The 16,866-nt window shown below is 45.0% G+C and carries 20 protein-coding genes; 9 read left to right on the plus strand and 11 right to left on the minus strand.

From position 1 onward, the window contains the following. The first annotated feature begins 31 nt into the window (after positions 1-31). Both R2X38_RS07160 and R2X38_RS07165 read left to right on the plus strand, forming a co-directional pair. Positions 32-439: an MbcA/ParS/Xre antitoxin family protein gene (locus R2X38_RS07160; RefSeq protein WP_317521506.1), complete on the plus strand. Its 408-nt coding sequence runs from the start codon at positions 32-34 to the stop codon at positions 437-439. Continuing rightward, on the plus strand, positions 440-1,135 hold the full coding sequence (locus tag R2X38_RS07165) for an RES family NAD+ phosphorylase (RefSeq protein ID WP_317521507.1): 696 nt from the start codon (positions 440-442) through the stop codon (positions 1,133-1,135). Between the two features lie 80 nt (positions 1,136-1,215). Here R2X38_RS07165 and R2X38_RS07170 read toward each other — a convergent pair whose 3' ends face one another. Beyond that, the gene (locus tag R2X38_RS07170; protein ID WP_317521509.1) at positions 1,216-1,491 is read right to left on the minus strand and encodes a hypothetical protein; all 276 of its coding nucleotides are present in this window, start codon (positions 1,489-1,491) and stop codon (positions 1,216-1,218) included. Positions 1,492-1,622: 131 nt separating this feature from the next. Between R2X38_RS07170 and R2X38_RS07175 the strand changes: the two genes are divergently transcribed. Beyond that, on the plus strand, positions 1,623-1,934 hold the full coding sequence (locus R2X38_RS07175; protein WP_317521510.1) for a hypothetical protein: 312 nt from the start codon (positions 1,623-1,625) through the stop codon (positions 1,932-1,934). A gap of 41 nt (positions 1,935-1,975) precedes the next feature. On the opposite strand, the gene R2X38_RS07180 is transcribed toward R2X38_RS07175, so the two are convergent. Continuing rightward, positions 1,976-3,460, minus strand: a complete 1,485-nt coding sequence (locus R2X38_RS07180) for a carboxypeptidase M32 (protein WP_317521511.1) — start codon at positions 3,458-3,460, stop codon at positions 1,976-1,978. Positions 3,461-3,768: 308 nt separating this feature from the next. Between R2X38_RS07180 and R2X38_RS07185 the strand changes: the two genes are divergently transcribed. The 6 genes from R2X38_RS07185 to R2X38_RS07210 all read left to right on the plus strand — a co-directional run bounded on the left by R2X38_RS07185 (position 3,769) and on the right by R2X38_RS07210 (position 9,111). After that, positions 3,769-4,947, plus strand: a complete 1,179-nt coding sequence (locus tag R2X38_RS07185) for a D-alanyl-D-alanine carboxypeptidase family protein (protein WP_317521512.1) — start codon at positions 3,769-3,771, stop codon at positions 4,945-4,947. Between the two features lie 245 nt (positions 4,948-5,192). Next, positions 5,193-6,086: a tRNA 2-thiocytidine(32) synthetase TtcA gene (gene ttcA, locus R2X38_RS07190; protein ID WP_317521513.1), complete on the plus strand. Its 894-nt coding sequence runs from the start codon at positions 5,193-5,195 to the stop codon at positions 6,084-6,086. Between the two features lie 181 nt (positions 6,087-6,267). Then, entirely contained in the window at positions 6,268-6,810 is a 543-nt protein-coding gene (locus R2X38_RS07195; protein ID WP_317521514.1) for a mobilome CxxCx(11)CxxC protein, read from the plus strand. A gap of 89 nt (positions 6,811-6,899) precedes the next feature. Continuing rightward, a complete protein-coding gene (locus tag R2X38_RS07200; RefSeq protein ID WP_317521516.1) occupies positions 6,900-7,814 on the plus strand; it encodes a LysR family transcriptional regulator in 915 nt (304 codons plus the stop codon). A 478-nt stretch (positions 7,815-8,292) separates the two neighbouring features. Then, positions 8,293-8,568: a hypothetical protein gene (locus R2X38_RS07205; protein ID WP_317521517.1), complete on the plus strand. Its 276-nt coding sequence runs from the start codon at positions 8,293-8,295 to the stop codon at positions 8,566-8,568. A gap of 282 nt (positions 8,569-8,850) precedes the next feature. Next, positions 8,851-9,111: a hypothetical protein gene (locus R2X38_RS07210; protein WP_317521518.1), complete on the plus strand. Its 261-nt coding sequence runs from the start codon at positions 8,851-8,853 to the stop codon at positions 9,109-9,111. Positions 9,112-9,178: 67 nt separating this feature from the next. On the opposite strand, the gene uspE is transcribed toward R2X38_RS07210, so the two are convergent. From uspE to ccoO, 9 genes are all read right to left on the minus strand, one after another. After that, positions 9,179-10,120, minus strand: coding sequence for a universal stress protein UspE (uspE, locus tag R2X38_RS07215; protein ID WP_317521519.1), 942 nt, complete (start codon positions 10,118-10,120; stop codon positions 9,179-9,181). Between the two features lie 272 nt (positions 10,121-10,392). Then, on the minus strand, positions 10,393-11,148 hold the full coding sequence (locus R2X38_RS07220) for an FNR family transcription factor (RefSeq protein ID WP_039461230.1): 756 nt from the start codon (positions 11,146-11,148) through the stop codon (positions 10,393-10,395). Positions 11,149-11,223: 75 nt separating this feature from the next. Further along, positions 11,224-11,904 (minus strand): sulfite exporter TauE/SafE family protein, encoded by a 681-nt coding sequence (locus tag R2X38_RS07225; protein WP_317521520.1) that lies wholly within the window; start codon positions 11,902-11,904, stop codon positions 11,224-11,226. Further along, positions 11,891-12,091, minus strand: a complete 201-nt coding sequence (gene ccoS, locus R2X38_RS07230; protein WP_317521521.1) for a cbb3-type cytochrome oxidase assembly protein CcoS — start codon at positions 12,089-12,091, stop codon at positions 11,891-11,893. Before ccoS ends, R2X38_RS07225 begins: the two co-directional genes overlap by 14 nt. Continuing rightward, positions 12,084-14,477, minus strand: coding sequence for a heavy metal translocating P-type ATPase (locus tag R2X38_RS07235; protein WP_317521522.1), 2,394 nt, complete (start codon positions 14,475-14,477; stop codon positions 12,084-12,086). Before R2X38_RS07235 ends, ccoS begins: the two co-directional genes overlap by 8 nt. Then, entirely contained in the window at positions 14,474-14,965 is a 492-nt protein-coding gene (locus tag R2X38_RS07240) for a FixH family protein (RefSeq protein ID WP_317521523.1), read from the minus strand. Before R2X38_RS07240 ends, R2X38_RS07235 begins: the two co-directional genes overlap by 4 nt. A gap of 120 nt (positions 14,966-15,085) precedes the next feature. Further along, complete coding sequence (ccoP, locus tag R2X38_RS07245) at positions 15,086-16,066, minus strand: cytochrome-c oxidase, cbb3-type subunit III (protein WP_317521524.1); 981 nt, start codon at positions 16,064-16,066, stop codon at positions 15,086-15,088. A gap of 5 nt (positions 16,067-16,071) precedes the next feature. After that, complete coding sequence (locus R2X38_RS07250) at positions 16,072-16,245, minus strand: cbb3-type cytochrome oxidase subunit 3 (protein ID WP_317521525.1); 174 nt, start codon at positions 16,243-16,245, stop codon at positions 16,072-16,074. Positions 16,246-16,254: 9 nt separating this feature from the next. Continuing rightward, a complete protein-coding gene (ccoO, locus tag R2X38_RS07255; protein ID WP_281024712.1) occupies positions 16,255-16,866 on the minus strand; it encodes a cytochrome-c oxidase, cbb3-type subunit II in 612 nt (203 codons plus the stop codon).

Genomic DNA, 16,866 nt, shown 5'->3' on the forward strand with positions numbered 1-16,866 from the left:
GTTTGTACATATATAGACAAATGGAGTGGTGATGATGAATGCAGCCCAAGCTAATCAATCCCAGCAACTCGCCCAGGCAGGTAATGCCGTTTTGCCTGTTGTTTTCAACATTCTTGATAAATGGTCTTGCAGCCAAAGCCAGCAAATGGCTTTGCTTGGACTAAGTAGCCGTTCGACGCTTAACAAGTACCGTACTCATCCGGAATCAGCCAAAGTATCGAAAGATCTCTTAGAAAGAATGAGTTATATCCTCAATATACACAAGTGTCTGCGTATCATGTTCACCGCGGAAGAGAGTGTGTATAACTGGGTACAAAAGCCAAATAGCCATCCTTTTTTTGCTGGACGCTCGGCAATGGAAATCATGTGCCAAGGAAAAGTTGTTGATCTCTACCACGTAGCGACAAGGTTGAATGCATGGCGAGGCGGACAATCATAAATGGACATTAAATTTAGCGAGATGTATAAAACGTCCTTTTCTGACCAGCTCTGTTACCGATTGATCCCTTCAAAATATCCACCGATTAATCTCTATGAGGATGTTGCCGAGCCTGAGCAGCTAGAAGCGATTTTTGCCATTGAGGCAATTACTAATCCAAGATTGGCGGAGGAGACTGGGGATTTTGGTCGTATACCATCTGAAGAAAGACTCGTCGGGATCCCTCACTGCAGCTATGTCATGGCGGCATTTACCCATGTAAACCCTGACGGGGCTCGGTTCAATACGTCAGATTTTGGTGGTTATTATGCTTCACCCGAAGTGAACACCGCCATTAAAGAGACCGTCCACCATATGGAACGGGTAATGGGCTATACCAATGAACCTGCTCAGGATATCCAGATGCGCTGCATTGATGCATGGTTCAATGCTGACTTGGTGGATTTACGTGAACGGCATCTGCTCGATTCGCCGCTGTACCACCCGACGAATTATGCCCATTCTCAGGCATTGGCGAGCGATATCAAAGTCGCAAAAGGGGACGGGATCGTTTACCAGTCAGTACGACACCAAGGACACGATTGTTATGTCTTGTACAAACCAGTCCTAGTTAATAAGGTGTGCCAAAGCCGACACTTTACCTATAAGTGGAATGGTGACTCTGTTAACTCTGTTCTCGAGCTTAGCTTAGTCTAAGAGTCTAAGAGTCTAAGGCACTGGAACCCGTCCAGTGCCTGTTCTAGGTTTATATCCAAGGGCACATTTCGGTACCTGGCCTACAACTTCGGTTGGTTCTTTATTTCCGGGTGCTTATCTATTTCATCCACCATCCAGTCATTAAGATGCTTCAAGATAGCGAGCACCGCGTGATCTTTGGTTCCTTTTTCATCTTTGGCAATTTCTAGCTGCTGTTTGGCATGGAGGCCAGTTTGGTCTTCTGCAATATGTAGCCAGTCTGGGTGCCAATAAAAGCTCTTACCTTGCTTGGTGATCCAGTTATGAACCCCAGACTCTTCGCCTTTGTAATCGAGATCGCCTGCCGTGTATTTCATAGTCAGCCTCCTAACGCTCAGGGTGTAATCAGTATAAGCCGGATCATGAAAAAGCGGGCTGGCGCAAAATGGTAAGTGGTGCTTTTTTGTACTGGTAATCTACCGCCATCAACTAGCGATGAGGAAACGTTATGTACATTATGAGCAGTATGTCAGAAGCATCATCAAGCGGTATTAACGGTACTTTACAGCTTCTTAAGTTAGAAGCACATGAATGGAAGTTGCAGGCAGAAGAGCTCAAAGTAAGCTTGAAGGTGGCAGAATGTAAAATCGCACAAAGCACATCGCTTTATAGAAAATCTAAGTCAATCGACGGGTTACAAGGCATCAAGCACGCGACATTAGAACATGAAAGGCTTGAGGCTAAGTTGAAATATGCTTTATCGAAGCTGACCACCACAAGGGCGCAAATCACCTTTTTGAAGAAAGCCGCTAATATCTAGCGGCTTTCTTATGTTTACTACTGATTTTATTCAAATCTTGTTTATTTCAAATAGCGTTGTTCAAGGTGCTGCTTGAAGTACTTGGCATTGAGCCTTTCACCCGTCGAATCAATCAAAATCTGATCAGTTGAGGCAGTTGAAGCACGCTTCCAAACATGGCGATCGAGCCAGTTAAAGATAGGCTGCAAATTGCGCTCGCGAACAAGGTTATCAACATTCATTTCCTTGTTGATCGCCGCCATGAACTGTGCAGCGTACATCGCACCGAGTGTGTAAGAGGGGAAGTAGCCAAAGGCACCGAAAGTCCAGTGAATATCCTGCATACAACCATCAGAGAAATTACCTTTGGTTGAAAGACCTAAGTATTCGGACATTTTCTTATCCCATAGCTCAGGGATATCTTCAACTTCAATCTTACCTTCAACCAGATCACGCTCAATTTCATAACGTAAAATCACGTGGGCAGGATAGGTAGCTTCGTCGGCATCAACCCGGATATAGCCAGGCTTAACCCGAGTGTTGAGCAGAGTCAGGTTATCCGCTGATAAGGCTGGATCATCCGCGCGCTGGAAGATTTCAGCCGCTAACGGGGCAAGAATATCGATGAACAACTCACTGCGAGATAACTGCATTTCAAAAAACAAGCTTTGTGATTCGTGTATCCCCATCGAACGAGCTTTACCTACCGGTAATCCAGCCCATTTCTCTGGCAAACCTTGCTCATAACGAGCGTGGCCCGTTTCATGGATAACTCCCATTAAAGCCGAAGTAAAGTCAGCCTCGTCGTAGCGGGTAGTAATACGAACATCAGTAGGCACACCGCCGCAGAAAGGGTGGACACTTTTATCAAGGCGGCCGTGGTTAAAGTCAAACCCAAGCTTAGTCATCAATGAACGGCTTAAGTTCTCTTGCTGTTCTACAGGGAAAGGGCCGACAGGTTGAATGGTGATATCCTGGCTTTGGCGCTCCATGATTTGTTGGATCAATTCAGGTAGCCAGCTCTTTACTTCAGTGAACAGCTCATCAAGCTCACTCGTCGTCATACCAGGCTCGTACAAATCGAGTAGGGCATCATAACGGCTCAAACCCGTTGCCTCTGCGCGGATCTGGGCTTCTTGCCTGGTCAGTTCGACAACTTCTTTTAGGTTTTGACTAAAGCCCTGCCAATCATTTCTTTCTCGTTGAGAGCGCCACGCGTGTTCACATTTAGAGCATGCCAGAGATTTCTTTTCAACCAGATCTGCTGGCAATACATTGGCCTGTTGCCAACTGCGTTTCATTTCGTGCAGGCTGGTTACTTCTTCAGTATCCAGTTGTTCCCCTTCAGCTTGCTTAAACCACTCAGTGAGATGTGGGGCTGTGGATAGTTCATGCTTGACTACTGCAAGCTCAGCCAATGCTTCAGAGCGGGCAGAATTACCTCCTTCAGGCATCATTGAAGCCTGATCCCAGCCACAAATGGCTTCAAGGTGTTCGAGCCGAGAAATCTTCTTATTATGGTGTACTAGTTTTTGATAGAAAGCCATTGTCATTCCTTTATGTAGACTTATCTCAGCCTGAGAAAATGTTATTTTACTTTATCCTAACGGCATTTTAACGCATACGCTATGCCTTGATATTTGATTGATAAGAGAAGTTGAAGCGATCAGCATCGAATTACGAGATGTAGAACATGAAATGTTGCTTAATTTTTTATATCTTGGGTTAAAAATACACCAACTTAAATAGGCAGTTGTAACGGATTTTACATTAACGTAAGACTTCGTAAAGCAGACAAGATTTCGTTCTTAGGTTAGATATACTGCTCCCAATAACACCATCGACGGCGAGAAAAATGAATATACAACTGAAACACTCTTTTCGCACCCTAGCTGCAGGTACACTTTTCTGTCTCTCGGCCTCTGCCTTTGCTGCACCTACAGTCATTCCTGATGCACCTTCACTGGGCGCAAAAGGTTATGTATTGATGGATTACCATACGGGCCAGGTATTGGTTGAAAAAAATGCCCATGAACAACTCAACCCAGCAAGCCTCACTAAGCTGATGACAAGTTATGTCGCTGGTCAGGAAATGAAGAGCGGCAATATCAGCGAAAACGATCTGGTCGTGATCAGCCGTAATGCGTGGGCGCGAAATTTCCCTGATTCATCAAAAATGTTTATCGAGGTAAATACCGAAGTCAACATGATGGATTTGTACCGTGGTCTGATTGTCCAGTCAGGCAATGATGCGAGTGTGGCAATCGCTGAGCATGTAGCCGGGTCTGAAGGTGCATTTGTTAGCCTGATGAACTCGTGGGCGAAAAAGCTGAATATGAACAACAGCTCGTTCTCTAACCCACATGGTTTGGACAGCGACCAACTTTACTCAACGCCATATGACATTGCGCTGCTTGGTCGTGCACTAATCAAAGATCTGCCGAATATCTACGCAATCTATAGCGAACGTTCGTTTACTTACAACAACATCACCCAACGCAACCGTAATGGCCTGCTGGCTGATCGCAGCCTTAATGTAGACGGAATGAAAACCGGCTACACCAGCGGTGCCGGCTACAGCTTGGCTAGCTCAGCAACTGAAGGCGACATGCGCTTGATCTCTGTCGTAATGGGTTCAAGCAGCCCTAAAGCGCGTGAAGCTGAGAGTAAGCAGCTATTAAACTACGGTTTCCGTTTCTTCCAAACCGTCTCACCGCACAAGCAAGGTGATGAGCTTATAAACGAGAAAGTGTGGATGGGTAACACCGACACGATTTCTTTGGGCACAATGGAAGACACGTACGTGACCTTGTCACGCGGTGACGTGAGCAAGATGAATGCAACCGTCGAGCTGACTTCAGAGCTGACAGCGCCAATCAATGAAGGGGAGATTGTTGGTAAGATTTTCTATCAAGTTGATGGTGAAGACGTTGCCGAAGTGCCGTTGGTTGCTTTGGAGTCAGTCGAGGAGGGCGGATTATTCAGTCGTTTGATTGATTACATCAAGCTGTTCTTCATTGGCTTGTTTAAGTAACTGAAGATATTACTGCTAAAGCCGCATCATTCGATGCGGCTTTCTTTTGCCATCAAGACAAATCACTTTAGTTACAAAGCACTACTTTGGCCATGAGTGACGACCAATGTGAGTGTGTATACCGTACCGCGCTTTTGGCAAAGACAAATATTTCAACTGACCTTAAAAATCCGTATAATCCTCGCCTTACGAAAATCCAATCAGGAAACCAACCGTCGATACTGTCGGCAGTGTGAGTGATCGCAATGAATCAAACAGACACTAGAAAAGAAACACTTGAATTCAACAAGCTTCAGAAGCGCCTACGAAGAAATGTTGGTAATGCCATTATTGACTACAACATGATCGAAGAAAATGATGTTGTGATGGCATGTATAAGTGGTGGCAAGGATTCATTTGCGATGCTGGATATCCTGTTGAATCTTCAAAAAGCCGCACCTATCAAGTTTGACGTTGTTGCCGTTAACTTGGATCAGAAGCAGCCAGGCTTCCCAGATCATATCTTACCGGATTACTTTGAAACGCTTAATATTCCTTACTACATCGTGGATAAGGATACCTATTCGGTCGTGAAAGAAAAGATCCCTGAAGGCAAGACGACATGTGGCCTTTGCTCACGTCTGCGCCGTGGCACCTTGTACTCCTTTGCTGAGAAAATTGGCGCAACCAAGCTTGCTTTGGGTCACCATTTGGATGACATTGTAGAAACCATGTTCTTGAACATGTTCCATGGCTCTCGCCTTAAAGCTATGCCACCAAAGCTGCGCTCTGATGATGGCCGTAACGTGGTTATCCGCCCGTTGACGTACTGCCGCGAAAAAGACCTGATCAAATACGCAGAGCACAAGGAATTCCCAATCATTCCTTGTAACCTATGTGGCTCGCAAGAAAACTTGCAGCGCCAGGCCATCAAAGGAATGCTGATTGACTGGGATAAGAAGACGCCTGGTCGCGTTGAAAGCATTTTCAAATCCATTCAAAATGTTAGCCCAAGTCAGCTAGCTGACCGTAACCTGTTTGACTTCGTTAACTTACCACTAGATCGCGAAGGCGAACGTGAAGAGTACGAGTTCAGCGAAGCGGTTGTCTCATCAACCAACATCGATGAATCTATGTTTATTGATGTAACCAACATCTAATCAATACCAAGGGAGGATAGCAATATTCTCCCTTTTTTAATGCTCTAAACATATTCCAACCATACAAACAAAGCAACTAAATGGCTCTCCGTAAAAGCAAGCATGATTTAATAAAGTAATTATTAGAAAACTATAATATTCTTATTGTTGAATATTGATATTACTATGTTGCGAGGTGAGTATGCCTGTTCATTTATTGGAGATGAGGTTCTATACTTACGGAGCAATCAAGATTTTCGAAAGAAGAAAAGCCCAATTACACCGTCTTCGCTACCTAATCACCCTGTGTGGTATAGCATCTCCGACCCTTGTTATGCTTGCCGTATTCATCAACAGTCAACGCTTCATCATTATTGCCTCAATTGTCATTCTCACGTCCATTGTGTTACTCGCTCAATTAATTCTTTCTCTTTGGTCCTTGCTGGCCAAGTGGGATGACCAGAACGAATATGCTATCCAAGCTTTGTCATCAAGTACTTCCATCTATGAACGACTAAATGTACTGATTGAAAGTAATGATTCAATTTCAAGCAGCGTTTTATCCGCGATTAGAAATGACTATCATGGTCAATTTTCCGGGGATCACGTTTACAAGATAACCAATAGAGAAAAGCGCTATGGTTATCGGCAGAGTTTGATTGAATTCACGCAAGCTTGTTCGTCTTGCCATTTAAAGCCAAAAGATATGAAACCATCGAATTGTGACTTATGCGGGAAGTTTTAGAATTTCTAGAGTTAATTCTATAATCCGATTAATATCCCCTTTAAGCCATCAGATAATCTTTAAGCGCATTTGTTACTACAGGGAATTTCATGAACCTTCATCACCTCGATCTTAATCTGCTAAAGGTTCTCCTCGTCTTGTTAGAAGAAAAAAATACCCACCGTGCAGCTGATAAACTGGAGACCAGTCAGCCAGCAGTGAGCAGGGCACTTGGACGGTTACGTGATGCGCTGGATGATCAATTATTTGTCCGCCATAATCGAGGCCTGAAGTTAACCCCGAGAGCTGAAGAATTGGCTTCGGTATTACCCGGTATTTATACTCAGCTCGAAAAAGCATTAGAAAGCAGACAGTTTGAACCATCCCAAATGGAAGGCCGCTTTCGAATCGCTCTCAATGGTTTCTTGATAGAGAGTTATGGTACTGAATTCTATCGTTTATTTAACCGTGCTTGCCCAAATGTCGAGCTGGAACTTTATAGTTTTGGCTCCAGTACTATCGCCCAATTACAAGATGGCCGCTGTGATCTCGCTATTACTTACCAGCCCTTAGTCACTCCTAAAGATGTGTATCAAAAAAATATCGCCAAGAGTCAAATTGGTTTTATTTGCCGGCGCGGCTTTGTACAAGAGAATCAGCCTATCCCGATCGAGGAGTTAGATAACTATCGCTGGGCTGGTATGGTTGTACCTGGCTTCAATCAACAAATGGAACTCGTGAAAAGATATGCCAAACTGCGAGAAAAGCCCGCATTTAGAAGCCAACATGCTCACCCAATCCTACAAGCGCTAAAAACTGAAGACATGTTGTTTATTGCTCCAAGAGAGCTGTACAAAATTGTTAATCAGCAGACCTTTCAGTTTGTTGAAATGGACGAGACAGGCCAACCCGAACGACGAGACGTTATGGATGTTGTGATGGCGTATAACCAAAAGCACTGGAATACAGATAAGTACCGCTGGCTGGAGCAAGAAATCAAACAGCTTCGGGTGACAAATAAGTAAAGCGCACAATAAGAGAAGCAAAAGAAATCCATTTTAAGTATTAAGCTATCATTCAGAGATGCGTTTATGGTATTTCACTAATCCACTTCTGCCATGGGTTTCAGGCACTAGCCACCATACAATGTTTATACCCAAGCTACTTCAAGGTGCAGGTTCAGCGAGAATTTATAAGTTTATAGACAAGGCATTGTTTTGAAGATCTAGTGGCTCTAAATCAAGAAACAATAACGCAGTATAGAAGCTTAGAAAACTCGCCCTTCGGGAGGGTGTCAGCGCATTCACTCCTTCGTTGAAGCTTTTTGAAAGGGAATGCCATTACTGCAAACCTTCGCCTTGTATTGAATGCGCTGACAACCCTCTGAATCTTGCACCTTGAAGTCACTTGGGTATATATCAAGTGAGGGAGTTCAAACCTCACAAAGAATTGTTCAACACTCTCATGGACAGAGGGTACTGATAATACACACAGAGGTAGGTTATGAAAAAATCAGCTTTCGTTATCATCAGCGCTTTGGTTCTGTCTTCACAAGCAATGGCAACTGATGTTCTGGATTACCATCTTTCGACTGCAGGTGAGCGTACTGCGCCTACTACACACTTAATTAAGCAGACAAATACACCAGCAATGAGTGTGATGGAGGCTCAGTTAACCACTTCAGGTGATGCGTCAGTGCCTGCTGGTCACGTTGGAGATGCCCGTGTGAGTGATTCAAGCCGTTCAGTGTTTGAATATCACTACAATACTGCCGACTAAAAGTTCTAAAATCGAATCCTTTAAAGGGCTGATATGTGCTAATCAGCCCTTTTTTATTTTATGCGTTTAACACTGTGCACCTAGCTCACAGAAAAAGAGGGATTTTAGATTGGATGTAAGTCGTAATTGGTTATAATGACGAAAGACAACAAATCATTATAAATCAATATTATGCTAATACCTTCCATGATACGCCGTTCAAAGCCGCTCCAAACAGCGATTATTGCACTTTGCTTATCAAGCTTAGCGGGTTGCTCATCTTCGCAATCACAGCAGTTAGGTATGCGCAGTAGCACTGTGACCAAAACGCCGCAACAAATGAGTAACCTTGAAATCTGTGAAACTTACGCTTTTGGGCGAAAATCAACACAGACTCGTGTTGCTATTGCCAGTGAGTGGAACCGCAGAAATATCAGCCATGCTTACTGCAACAAAATCAGGAATGAGCTGTATCTTACTTCTCTTTTGAAAAAGCTAGCTAACACCGAAGAGAAACCGGCGAGCAATCAAGTACAGCCGGTTCAGCCGATAGAGTTACGATAGGACGTATAACCCAAATGATTCAATAAAAAAGCCTCTTACGAGGCTTTTTTGTCAGCTTAGCAAAGTTCTATGGCAAGTTAGGACTTAAAGGGCTCACGTACCCCTCTGGCTTCAGCGCCAATAAGTCACAATTCAGGCTATCAATGGTGTGCTCAGCGGTGTTACCAATAAAGACCGCAGATAATCCAGTGCGTCCAGTGGTACCCAAGATCACTAACTCAGCATCGATATCTTCAGCTACCTGGGGAATAATATCTTCAGGAAGCCCTTCAAGCACATGTGTCTGCTCCTCTGGCAGACCATGCTTATGACGAAGTGCCTTCATTGATTTGAGATGATGCCCTCTAACTGCATCGGTATATGAAGCCGGATCAAATTCAGGTAACTCAATTGTTATATTAACGGGCGTCGCAGGGTAGGCGTTCACTAAGTTAACTTCAGCACCGAGCAAATCAGCAATCGATTTGGCTTCATCAACGATAGAGTCATTGAGTTTTTCGTGAGTTTCATCATCTGCGGCAAGGTTAACGCTAGCCAAGATTTTTCCGTTCTCTGGCCAACTATGATCTTTCACCATAAGTACCGGACACGGACACTTACGCAACAGGTGCCAATCTGTCGGTGTAAAAATCACAGAGCCAATCTTGTCGTGGTCGTGAGTTGCTTTGATAATTAAGTCATGATGATTACTGAACACTTCGGCAATAATGGCTTCATAGGGTCGGTTGTGCCACACAACCGTTAACTGAATATTAAAACCGTCATCAGTATAAGGACGAATCAAGTCTTTCAACCACTCTTCACGCTGCATAACAACACCACGACGCATCGCTTGCCTTTCATCGGCAGATAGCATGGATGTCATCTCATACGAGAAGTCATAGATTGCAAGGAAAAGGGTGATTTTTACATCATCGGAACGACGAGCAAGATGAATAGCGCGAGACAATGCTGGTTGATGATCCTGCGCCGGATCGGCAACAACGAGTATATTGCTGTATTTGGTCATAACTGCCCCCTTACACAAACCGTGTTGGCATCTAAACCAGTCTCTGTTCCCTCAAAGGAATGATATCTATCTGTCACTTTCGGGCAGAGAAACATTCAGAGTTATCTTACCAAAATCAGTTGCTTGTTATGGAAATGTCACAAAAGCGTCTTTGGTTACTAATAACTTTAACGTAAAGGATAAGAATAGGGGAGTAACGGCGGGAAATTAATATAAAAAAAGTGATACGGCTCGCGTATCACTTTTTATAATCATTCACTTAGGCGATTCAGTTACGCAATAGTGTTTTTGTTTACACCAGCGAGCTTTGCAAGCTCTTCATGGTTGAGGATTGTAATGTACTTACCTTTAACACTGAGCATTTCAGACTTCTGGAAGCGACCTAGCAAACGGCTGATAGTTTCAACTGTTAGGCCCAGGTAGTTACCAATATCACCACGTGTCATTGTTAGGCGGAACTCACGAGGAGAGAAACCGCGCTGTGAAAAACGTAGAGACAAGTTGTACAGGAATGCTGCTAGACGCTCTTCAGCGTTTTTCTTAGATAGCAGCAGGATCATTTCCTGGTCGCCTTTAATCTCATTACTCATCAGACGCATAATTTGCTGACGAAGTTTTGGCATTTTCCCTGACAGATCATCGAGAATTTCAAATGGAATCTCGCAAACCATGGATGTTTCCAAAGACTGGGCAAAACTCGGGTGCATCATTTCATTGATAGCATCAAAGCCAACCAAGTCACCGGCCAAGTGGAAAGCAGTGATCTGCTCATCACCTTGCTCGGTAATGGTGTAGCTCTTGATTGTACCCGAACGGATTGCGTACAGTGACTTCAGTTCATCACCCGCTTTAAAAAGCTCCTGTCCTTTCTGGATTGGCTTTTTGCGTTCGATAATTTGATCTAGCTGATCTAGCTCAGACTCATTCAACGTAAATGGAATACACAACTGACTGATGCTGCAATCCTGACAATGGATCGCACATCCGCCTGATTGGATACGTTTGGTTGTTAGTTTGTCTGATATCATAAGCCTGTCTAACCAATTTGATGTAGGTCAATATTTTAACATAATATGAATCATTATGACGAGTATTAAAAAAGCCTACATTATTTGTTTGATTGCGATATAACCAGTATGAACCCCGTAGGCCAATAACAGCAAGGCACTCGCTCTCTTAAAGTAAAGATTCTTAAGCCACTTTTGAAGTTGATTTGCCATTGAACCCACCGCGATCATGGCAGGTAGGGTACCTAAACCAAAAGCTAACATCACACTAGCTCCTGATGTTGCACTGCCAGCAACAGCGGCCCAACTCAATGTGGAATACACTAAACCACATGGGAGCCACCCCCATAATGCCCCGAAGGGAATCGCGGCGATAGGGCTGCGTAACGGTAGCAGTTTTGTTGCCATTGGTGATAGAAAACGCCATAGGCCTTTACCTATCACTTCAATCTTGCTCACACCGTGCCACCATTGGCCTATGTATAAAGCGAGTAAAATCATCATAGTAGCGGCAAGTAACCGTAATGATGCTAATGCTGTTACCTGGCTACCATAACTTGCAAGGTTGGCAAAAGCGCCACCTATTATCGCTCCGGCAATCATGTACGATGCGATCCGGCCAAAATTATATAACACTAAATATGGCCATCGTGAAGTGTGTTGGTTGTTTTGTACGCCGAGGGTAATAGCAGCAGAAACCCCTCCACACATGCCCAGACAATGGCCAGCCCCCATCAAACCTATGATGAACGCCGCATAAAAATCACCGGTTACCACTTATCTCATTCTCAGCGTGTTCATTCTGGTTTTCGGTCGGCTTTGACTCATCCTCATCGAACAGGATATCGTAGCCTTGGCGTTCAAGGTCTTCGAATTGTTCAGTGCGAACAGCCCAAAGAAAAATCCCGACAGCTATACATACGAAGACAATCGCAATGGGGATTAACAAGTAAAGACTAGCCATTTTCTTTTAATAACCTTAAAGAATTTGAAACAACAATGATCGAACTACCGGACATACCAACAACAGCGATATAAGGTGCCACAAATCCCGCAACCGCAAGCGGTAGGATGATCAAATTGTACCCAAGTGCCCAAGCTAGGTTTTCCCGGATAATTTTACGCGTCTTTTGCGCCAGCTTTCTGGCACGTAGAATACGAGATAGTTGGTCGCCCAGTAATACCATATCAGCCGATGACTTGGCTATATCAGTACCACCGCCCATGGCAACAGAAAGGTGTGCACCAGCGAGTACAGGAGCATCGTTTACACCGTCACCAATCATTAGGGCTACTTTGTCTTTGTCTAGGCTTCTGAGGTATTCCAACTTGCCTTCAGGAGAGACACCTGCTTCAAGGTGATCGACACCCAGTTTATCGGCTACCACCTGTGCGGATGCTGAATGGTCACCGGTCAGCATAGTGACTTGAATCCCTTCTGCCTGGAACTGCTTAATAAGCTCCGGACTGTCTTCGCGAATAGGGTCTGCCAACATAAAGCTGGCGACCAGCTCCCCGTTGCAACTTAACCATACCTGGAAACGGTTATCACAATCGGCAAGCAGTTGCTCTTTATTAGGATTCAGTGCTAAGACAAAGTCGGCTTTACCAATTCGCCACTCTTGACCATCGACGGTTCCAGCTAAACCACTACCAATCACATTCTCGACATCATCGAACAGCGGCTTTTCATTTCGGTAAACAGAAAACGCTCGTGCGATAGGATGATTGGCGAATCGCTCTAGTTCCGCTGCAACTTCCAATGCTTTATCTTCAGAGTGACTGGCGAAAGCCTGAGTTTGCACCAAGCGGATATTACCTTCAGTCAGCGTACCGGTTTTATCGATGACTAGCTGGTTAACATTACATAGGGTTTCCAGCACATGGCCACGGCGCAATAGGATCCCCAAACGACCAAGGCTTGAAGTCGAACAAGTTAGCGCTGTTGGTGTAGCAAGGGATAGGGCACATGGACACGTTGCAACCAATACAGCCAGTGTGATCCACAGTGCGTCCTCTGGGCAGTGCTGATACCAGTAAAGCCACGTGCCCGCGGAAATGATCAAAATAGCGGCAACAAAGTAACGCGCAACAATATCGGCAACCTCGGCCACCTTGGGCTTGGAGCTTTGTGCTTCATCTTGTAAGCGAACGATATTTGAAATCAGCGAGTTCTGTCGGTCTTTAGTAACCTTGAGCGTAATATGATGGTCACCATTAATCGTACCCGCAAAAACCGTATCACCCACGACTCTTGGTACAGGCATCGATTCACCCGTTACCATAGATTCATCAATGGCCGTTTGGCCTTTTAAGATTTCACCGTCAGCAGGCAGGCTTTCACCTGGCAGCACTGTGACAACGTCACCCACTTTTAATGTTTTGGCAGCGACCTGTGAGCCGTCTTCCAATGTCGCCATAGCCGGGACCAGTTTTAGTAAGTTGGCACTGGCGGCAGCGGCATGGCGTCTTGCACGCATTTCAAGAAAACGACCAAGCAATAAAAAGAAAGCGAACATCGAAATCGACTCGAAGAAGACTTCGCCTTTTTCCATTACTGTTGCATACAGGCTTGCCACATAGGCAAATAGCATGGCGATAGAAACGGGGACATCCATTCCTAATGTTTTTGCCCGCAGGTTACGCCACGCATTAAGGTAGAATGGCAGTGCCGAATAGAGCATGACGGGGGTTGCGAAGATTAAACTGACCCAACGGAGGTAATTTTTGAACTCGGCATCTAAGTCGCCAAAGATTTCAAAATACAGGGCAACAGCCAACATCATTACTTGCATTGTCGCAATACCCGCAATACCAAGGCGGTAGAGATACCCCTTCATGGTGCGGTGGTATTGCTGCTCTTGAGCATCAGCTTCAAAAGGGGCGGCTTTGTAGCCTAAACGGTGAATAACACTCAAAAGGTGGCTGAGTTTAACAGTGTCTGGGTCCCAGGATAAAAGTGCTCGGTGAGTCGTTGTGTTGACCTTGATAGATACAACGCCCGGTTCACGCTTCAGTTGTTTCTCGATTAGCCATGCACAAGCTGCACAGGAAACACCGTCGAGTGATAGCGATGCTTCTTTGCAATTCTCGTTTTCACGGACAAATTCTTGTTGGATTTCATCGTGGTCGTAGAGGAGGAGAGATTGCAGTTGTTGCGGTACCAAGTCCGCTTTTTCTGCAGGCGCAGTGCGGTACTCGTAATAAGAGGTTAGGCCGCTATCAACAATGGTCTGTGCTACCGCTTCACAGCCTGGGCAGCACATTTCACGAATTTGGCCAAGAATTTCTACATGATGATGGCAATCCTGTGGAACAGGATCGCCGCAGTGGTAACAGTCTTTCGTCATTCCTTAATCTGCCCGTACAGCGAAATCGGGTCGGATGTTGGCAAGTTAACACGTCCTTGTAACATCCAGTCACCATCAAACGGCTCTAACTCAACGAACCATGGACCTTCAATAATCTCTGGAGATTCAAAGTGATAAGTCCCTGATAAATCGGCGCTCACCATTTGAGTAAAATCTTTATTAGCTAGAGTACGGTGTGTGAATGTCACACGCAAATTTGGATAGTTATCTAGATCACCTTTATTGAAAAAAACATTGATGTCTTTATCACTAACAGCAACTTGCGCTTCCAGGCTCAAGGCATCGGCGACGCGAAGGCGGGATAGGTCGAGGTTAATCGCCTTGCCTTTCTTGTAATAGTCTTCAGCGACTAGGTCGACTTTATTCTGAGAGAAGATATAGACAGCTGTCAGGCTATAAACAATTGAAGTAGCAGGGATGGCAAAAACGAACCATGGCCAGAACTGCTTATACCAAGGTTTACCCATATTAATTACCTATGTCGCTTAGAGGGATTTAGCCCCTGAAGATAACAGGGGCTAGTCGTTAAGTCTCAGATATTTGTACAAAACAATTGAACAAATTGTAACTGAGTGTTGGTTGAGTTGTTACTTTTGTGTGTCTTGACTTAGGCTCCACACGTAGGCCGAAATAATCTGAACTTTCTCTTCGCCCAAAATATCTTTCCACGCAGGCATCACACCTTGACGGCCGTGAGTAATCGTTGCTTCCACAGCGCGGCGTGAACCACCGTATAGCCATGTATTATCAGTTAGATCAGGCGCACCAAATGCAGGGTTACCTTTACCATCTGTACCATGACAAGCCGCACAAACAACAAACTTCTGCTTACCTGCCGCAGCTTCTTTGGCATTGACACTACGTCCAGACATACTTAGCACATAGCTAGCCACTTCCGTCACACCGTCTTTACCAAGTGTATCAATCCAACCTGGCATCACACCTTGGCGACCTTCCATGATAGTTGTCTTGATTGCTTCAGCTTCACCGCCATACAACCAAGCACCATCTGTCAGGTTAGGGTAGCCAAGCTGACCACGGGCATCCGAGCCATGACACTGTGCACAGTTCTGCAAGAACAAGCGCTGACCGACTTTTATCGCTTCTTCACTTTCAGCAATCTGAGTGATTGGCAGTAGCGTATTTCCTGATGCATCGTAAGCCAAAGTTTTGAACGTTTCACCGAAGCGCGCTTGGGCGTCATCCAACTCTTTTGCATACTGGTTCAAACGCTGTTCTTTCTGGGCATTGGCAATCGCCAACTTGGATTCCTCGATTGAACGAACGGTTTGATCAGAGCTTGTCCAAGCTAAGAAGCCTTTGTAATTACCTAAGCCAGGGAATAGGAAAAGGTAAAGTAGGCCGAAAATAATGGTGCCCCAGAACATGTAGGACCACCATTTAGGTAGCGGGTTGTTGATCTCACGAATACCGTCGTACTCGTGACCCATATCCTCACCTTCTTCAACACCCATTTTGTCCTTGCTACACCAAATTAGTAGGGCAGCAATACCAGTTAGGGTACCCAGCGTGATGATTGTTATCCATAGACTCCAAAACGTAGTCATGTTTCCTAACTCCTGTCATTCTCACGCGTTGCCGAATCTTGCTCTTCATCTGCAAAAACAAGATTTGCAGCTTCATCGAAACGAGATTTTTGGCGTTTGCTATAAGCCCAAAGGACAATACCAATAAAGCTACCGAACAAAATCAATGTCCAAATGCTATGAATGGTTCCAATATCCATGGTACCCCCTTATTTCATTGCGTGACCGAGTGACTGGAGGTAAGCAATGATTGCGTCCATCTCAGTCTTGCCTTTCACTTCTTCGCCAGCGTTAGCCACTTGCTCATCGGTATAAGGCACTCCGAATTGGTTCTTAAAGATTGCAAGCTTCTTAGAGGTCAACTTGCCATCAAGCACGTTTTCTTCCAGCCATGGGAAACCAGGCATGTTTGACTCAGGAACCACGGCACGAGGATCACGAAGGTGAACACGGTGCCAGTCATCTGAATAACGGCCGCCAACACGGGCTAGATCAGGACCAGTTCGTTTTGAACCCCATAGGAATGGGTGTTCCCAAACACTTTCACCGGCTACAGAGTAGTGGCCATAGCGCTCAGTTTCAGAACGGAATGGGCGGATCATCTGGCTGTGACAAACATTACAACCTTCACGGATGTAAATATCACGGCCTTCCATCTCCAAAGCAGTGTATGGACGAAGGTTCTCAACCGGCTCAGTTGTTTGGTCTTGGTAAAGCAATGGAGTGATTTCTACCAAGGCGCCAAAACTGATCGCAATCACGATAAGGATTGCAAGAAGGCCGACATTTTTTTCTACGATTTCATGACGATTATTAGCCAT

Source organism: Photobacterium rosenbergii (assembly GCF_033022775.1).
Lineage (GTDB): Bacteria > Pseudomonadota > Gammaproteobacteria > Enterobacterales > Vibrionaceae > Photobacterium > Photobacterium rosenbergii_A.

What these genes read in the sequence shown, in the direction of transcription:
- R2X38_RS07160 (WP_317521506.1), top strand. Translation starts at nt 32, where the DNA reads ATGATGAATGCAGCCCAAGCTAATCAATCCCAGCAACTCGCCCAGGCA.
- R2X38_RS07165 (WP_317521507.1), top strand. Translation starts at nt 440, where the DNA reads ATGGACATTAAATTTAGCGAGATGTATAAAACGTCCTTTTCTGACCAG.
- R2X38_RS07170 (WP_317521509.1), bottom strand. Translation starts at nt 1,491, where the DNA reads ATGAAATACACGGCAGGCGATCTCGATTACAAAGGCGAAGAGTCTGGG.
- R2X38_RS07175 (WP_317521510.1), top strand. Translation starts at nt 1,623, where the DNA reads ATGTACATTATGAGCAGTATGTCAGAAGCATCATCAAGCGGTATTAAC.
- R2X38_RS07180 (WP_317521511.1), bottom strand. Translation starts at nt 3,460, where the DNA reads ATGGCTTTCTATCAAAAACTAGTACACCATAATAAGAAGATTTCTCGG.
- R2X38_RS07185 (WP_317521512.1), top strand. Translation starts at nt 3,769, where the DNA reads ATGAATATACAACTGAAACACTCTTTTCGCACCCTAGCTGCAGGTACA.
- ttcA (WP_317521513.1), top strand. Translation starts at nt 5,193, where the DNA reads ATGAATCAAACAGACACTAGAAAAGAAACACTTGAATTCAACAAGCTT.
- R2X38_RS07195 (WP_317521514.1), top strand. Translation starts at nt 6,268, where the DNA reads ATGCCTGTTCATTTATTGGAGATGAGGTTCTATACTTACGGAGCAATC.
- R2X38_RS07200 (WP_317521516.1), top strand. Translation starts at nt 6,900, where the DNA reads ATGAACCTTCATCACCTCGATCTTAATCTGCTAAAGGTTCTCCTCGTC.
- R2X38_RS07205 (WP_317521517.1), top strand. Translation starts at nt 8,293, where the DNA reads ATGAAAAAATCAGCTTTCGTTATCATCAGCGCTTTGGTTCTGTCTTCA.
- R2X38_RS07210 (WP_317521518.1), top strand. Translation starts at nt 8,851, where the DNA reads ATGCGCAGTAGCACTGTGACCAAAACGCCGCAACAAATGAGTAACCTT.
- uspE (WP_317521519.1), bottom strand. Translation starts at nt 10,120, where the DNA reads ATGACCAAATACAGCAATATACTCGTTGTTGCCGATCCGGCGCAGGAT.
- R2X38_RS07220 (WP_039461230.1), bottom strand. Translation starts at nt 11,148, where the DNA reads ATGATATCAGACAAACTAACAACCAAACGTATCCAATCAGGCGGATGT.
- ccoS (WP_317521521.1), bottom strand. Translation starts at nt 12,091, where the DNA reads ATGGCTAGTCTTTACTTGTTAATCCCCATTGCGATTGTCTTCGTATGT.
- R2X38_RS07235 (WP_317521522.1), bottom strand. Translation starts at nt 14,477, where the DNA reads ATGACGAAAGACTGTTACCACTGCGGCGATCCTGTTCCACAGGATTGC.
- R2X38_RS07240 (WP_317521523.1), bottom strand. Translation starts at nt 14,965, where the DNA reads ATGGGTAAACCTTGGTATAAGCAGTTCTGGCCATGGTTCGTTTTTGCC.
- ccoP (WP_317521524.1), bottom strand. Translation starts at nt 16,066, where the DNA reads ATGACTACGTTTTGGAGTCTATGGATAACAATCATCACGCTGGGTACC.
- R2X38_RS07250 (WP_317521525.1), bottom strand. Translation starts at nt 16,245, where the DNA reads ATGGATATTGGAACCATTCATAGCATTTGGACATTGATTTTGTTCGGT.
- ccoO (WP_281024712.1), bottom strand. Translation starts at nt 16,866, where the DNA reads ATGGCTAATAATCGTCATGAAATCGTAGAAAAAAATGTCGGCCTTCTT.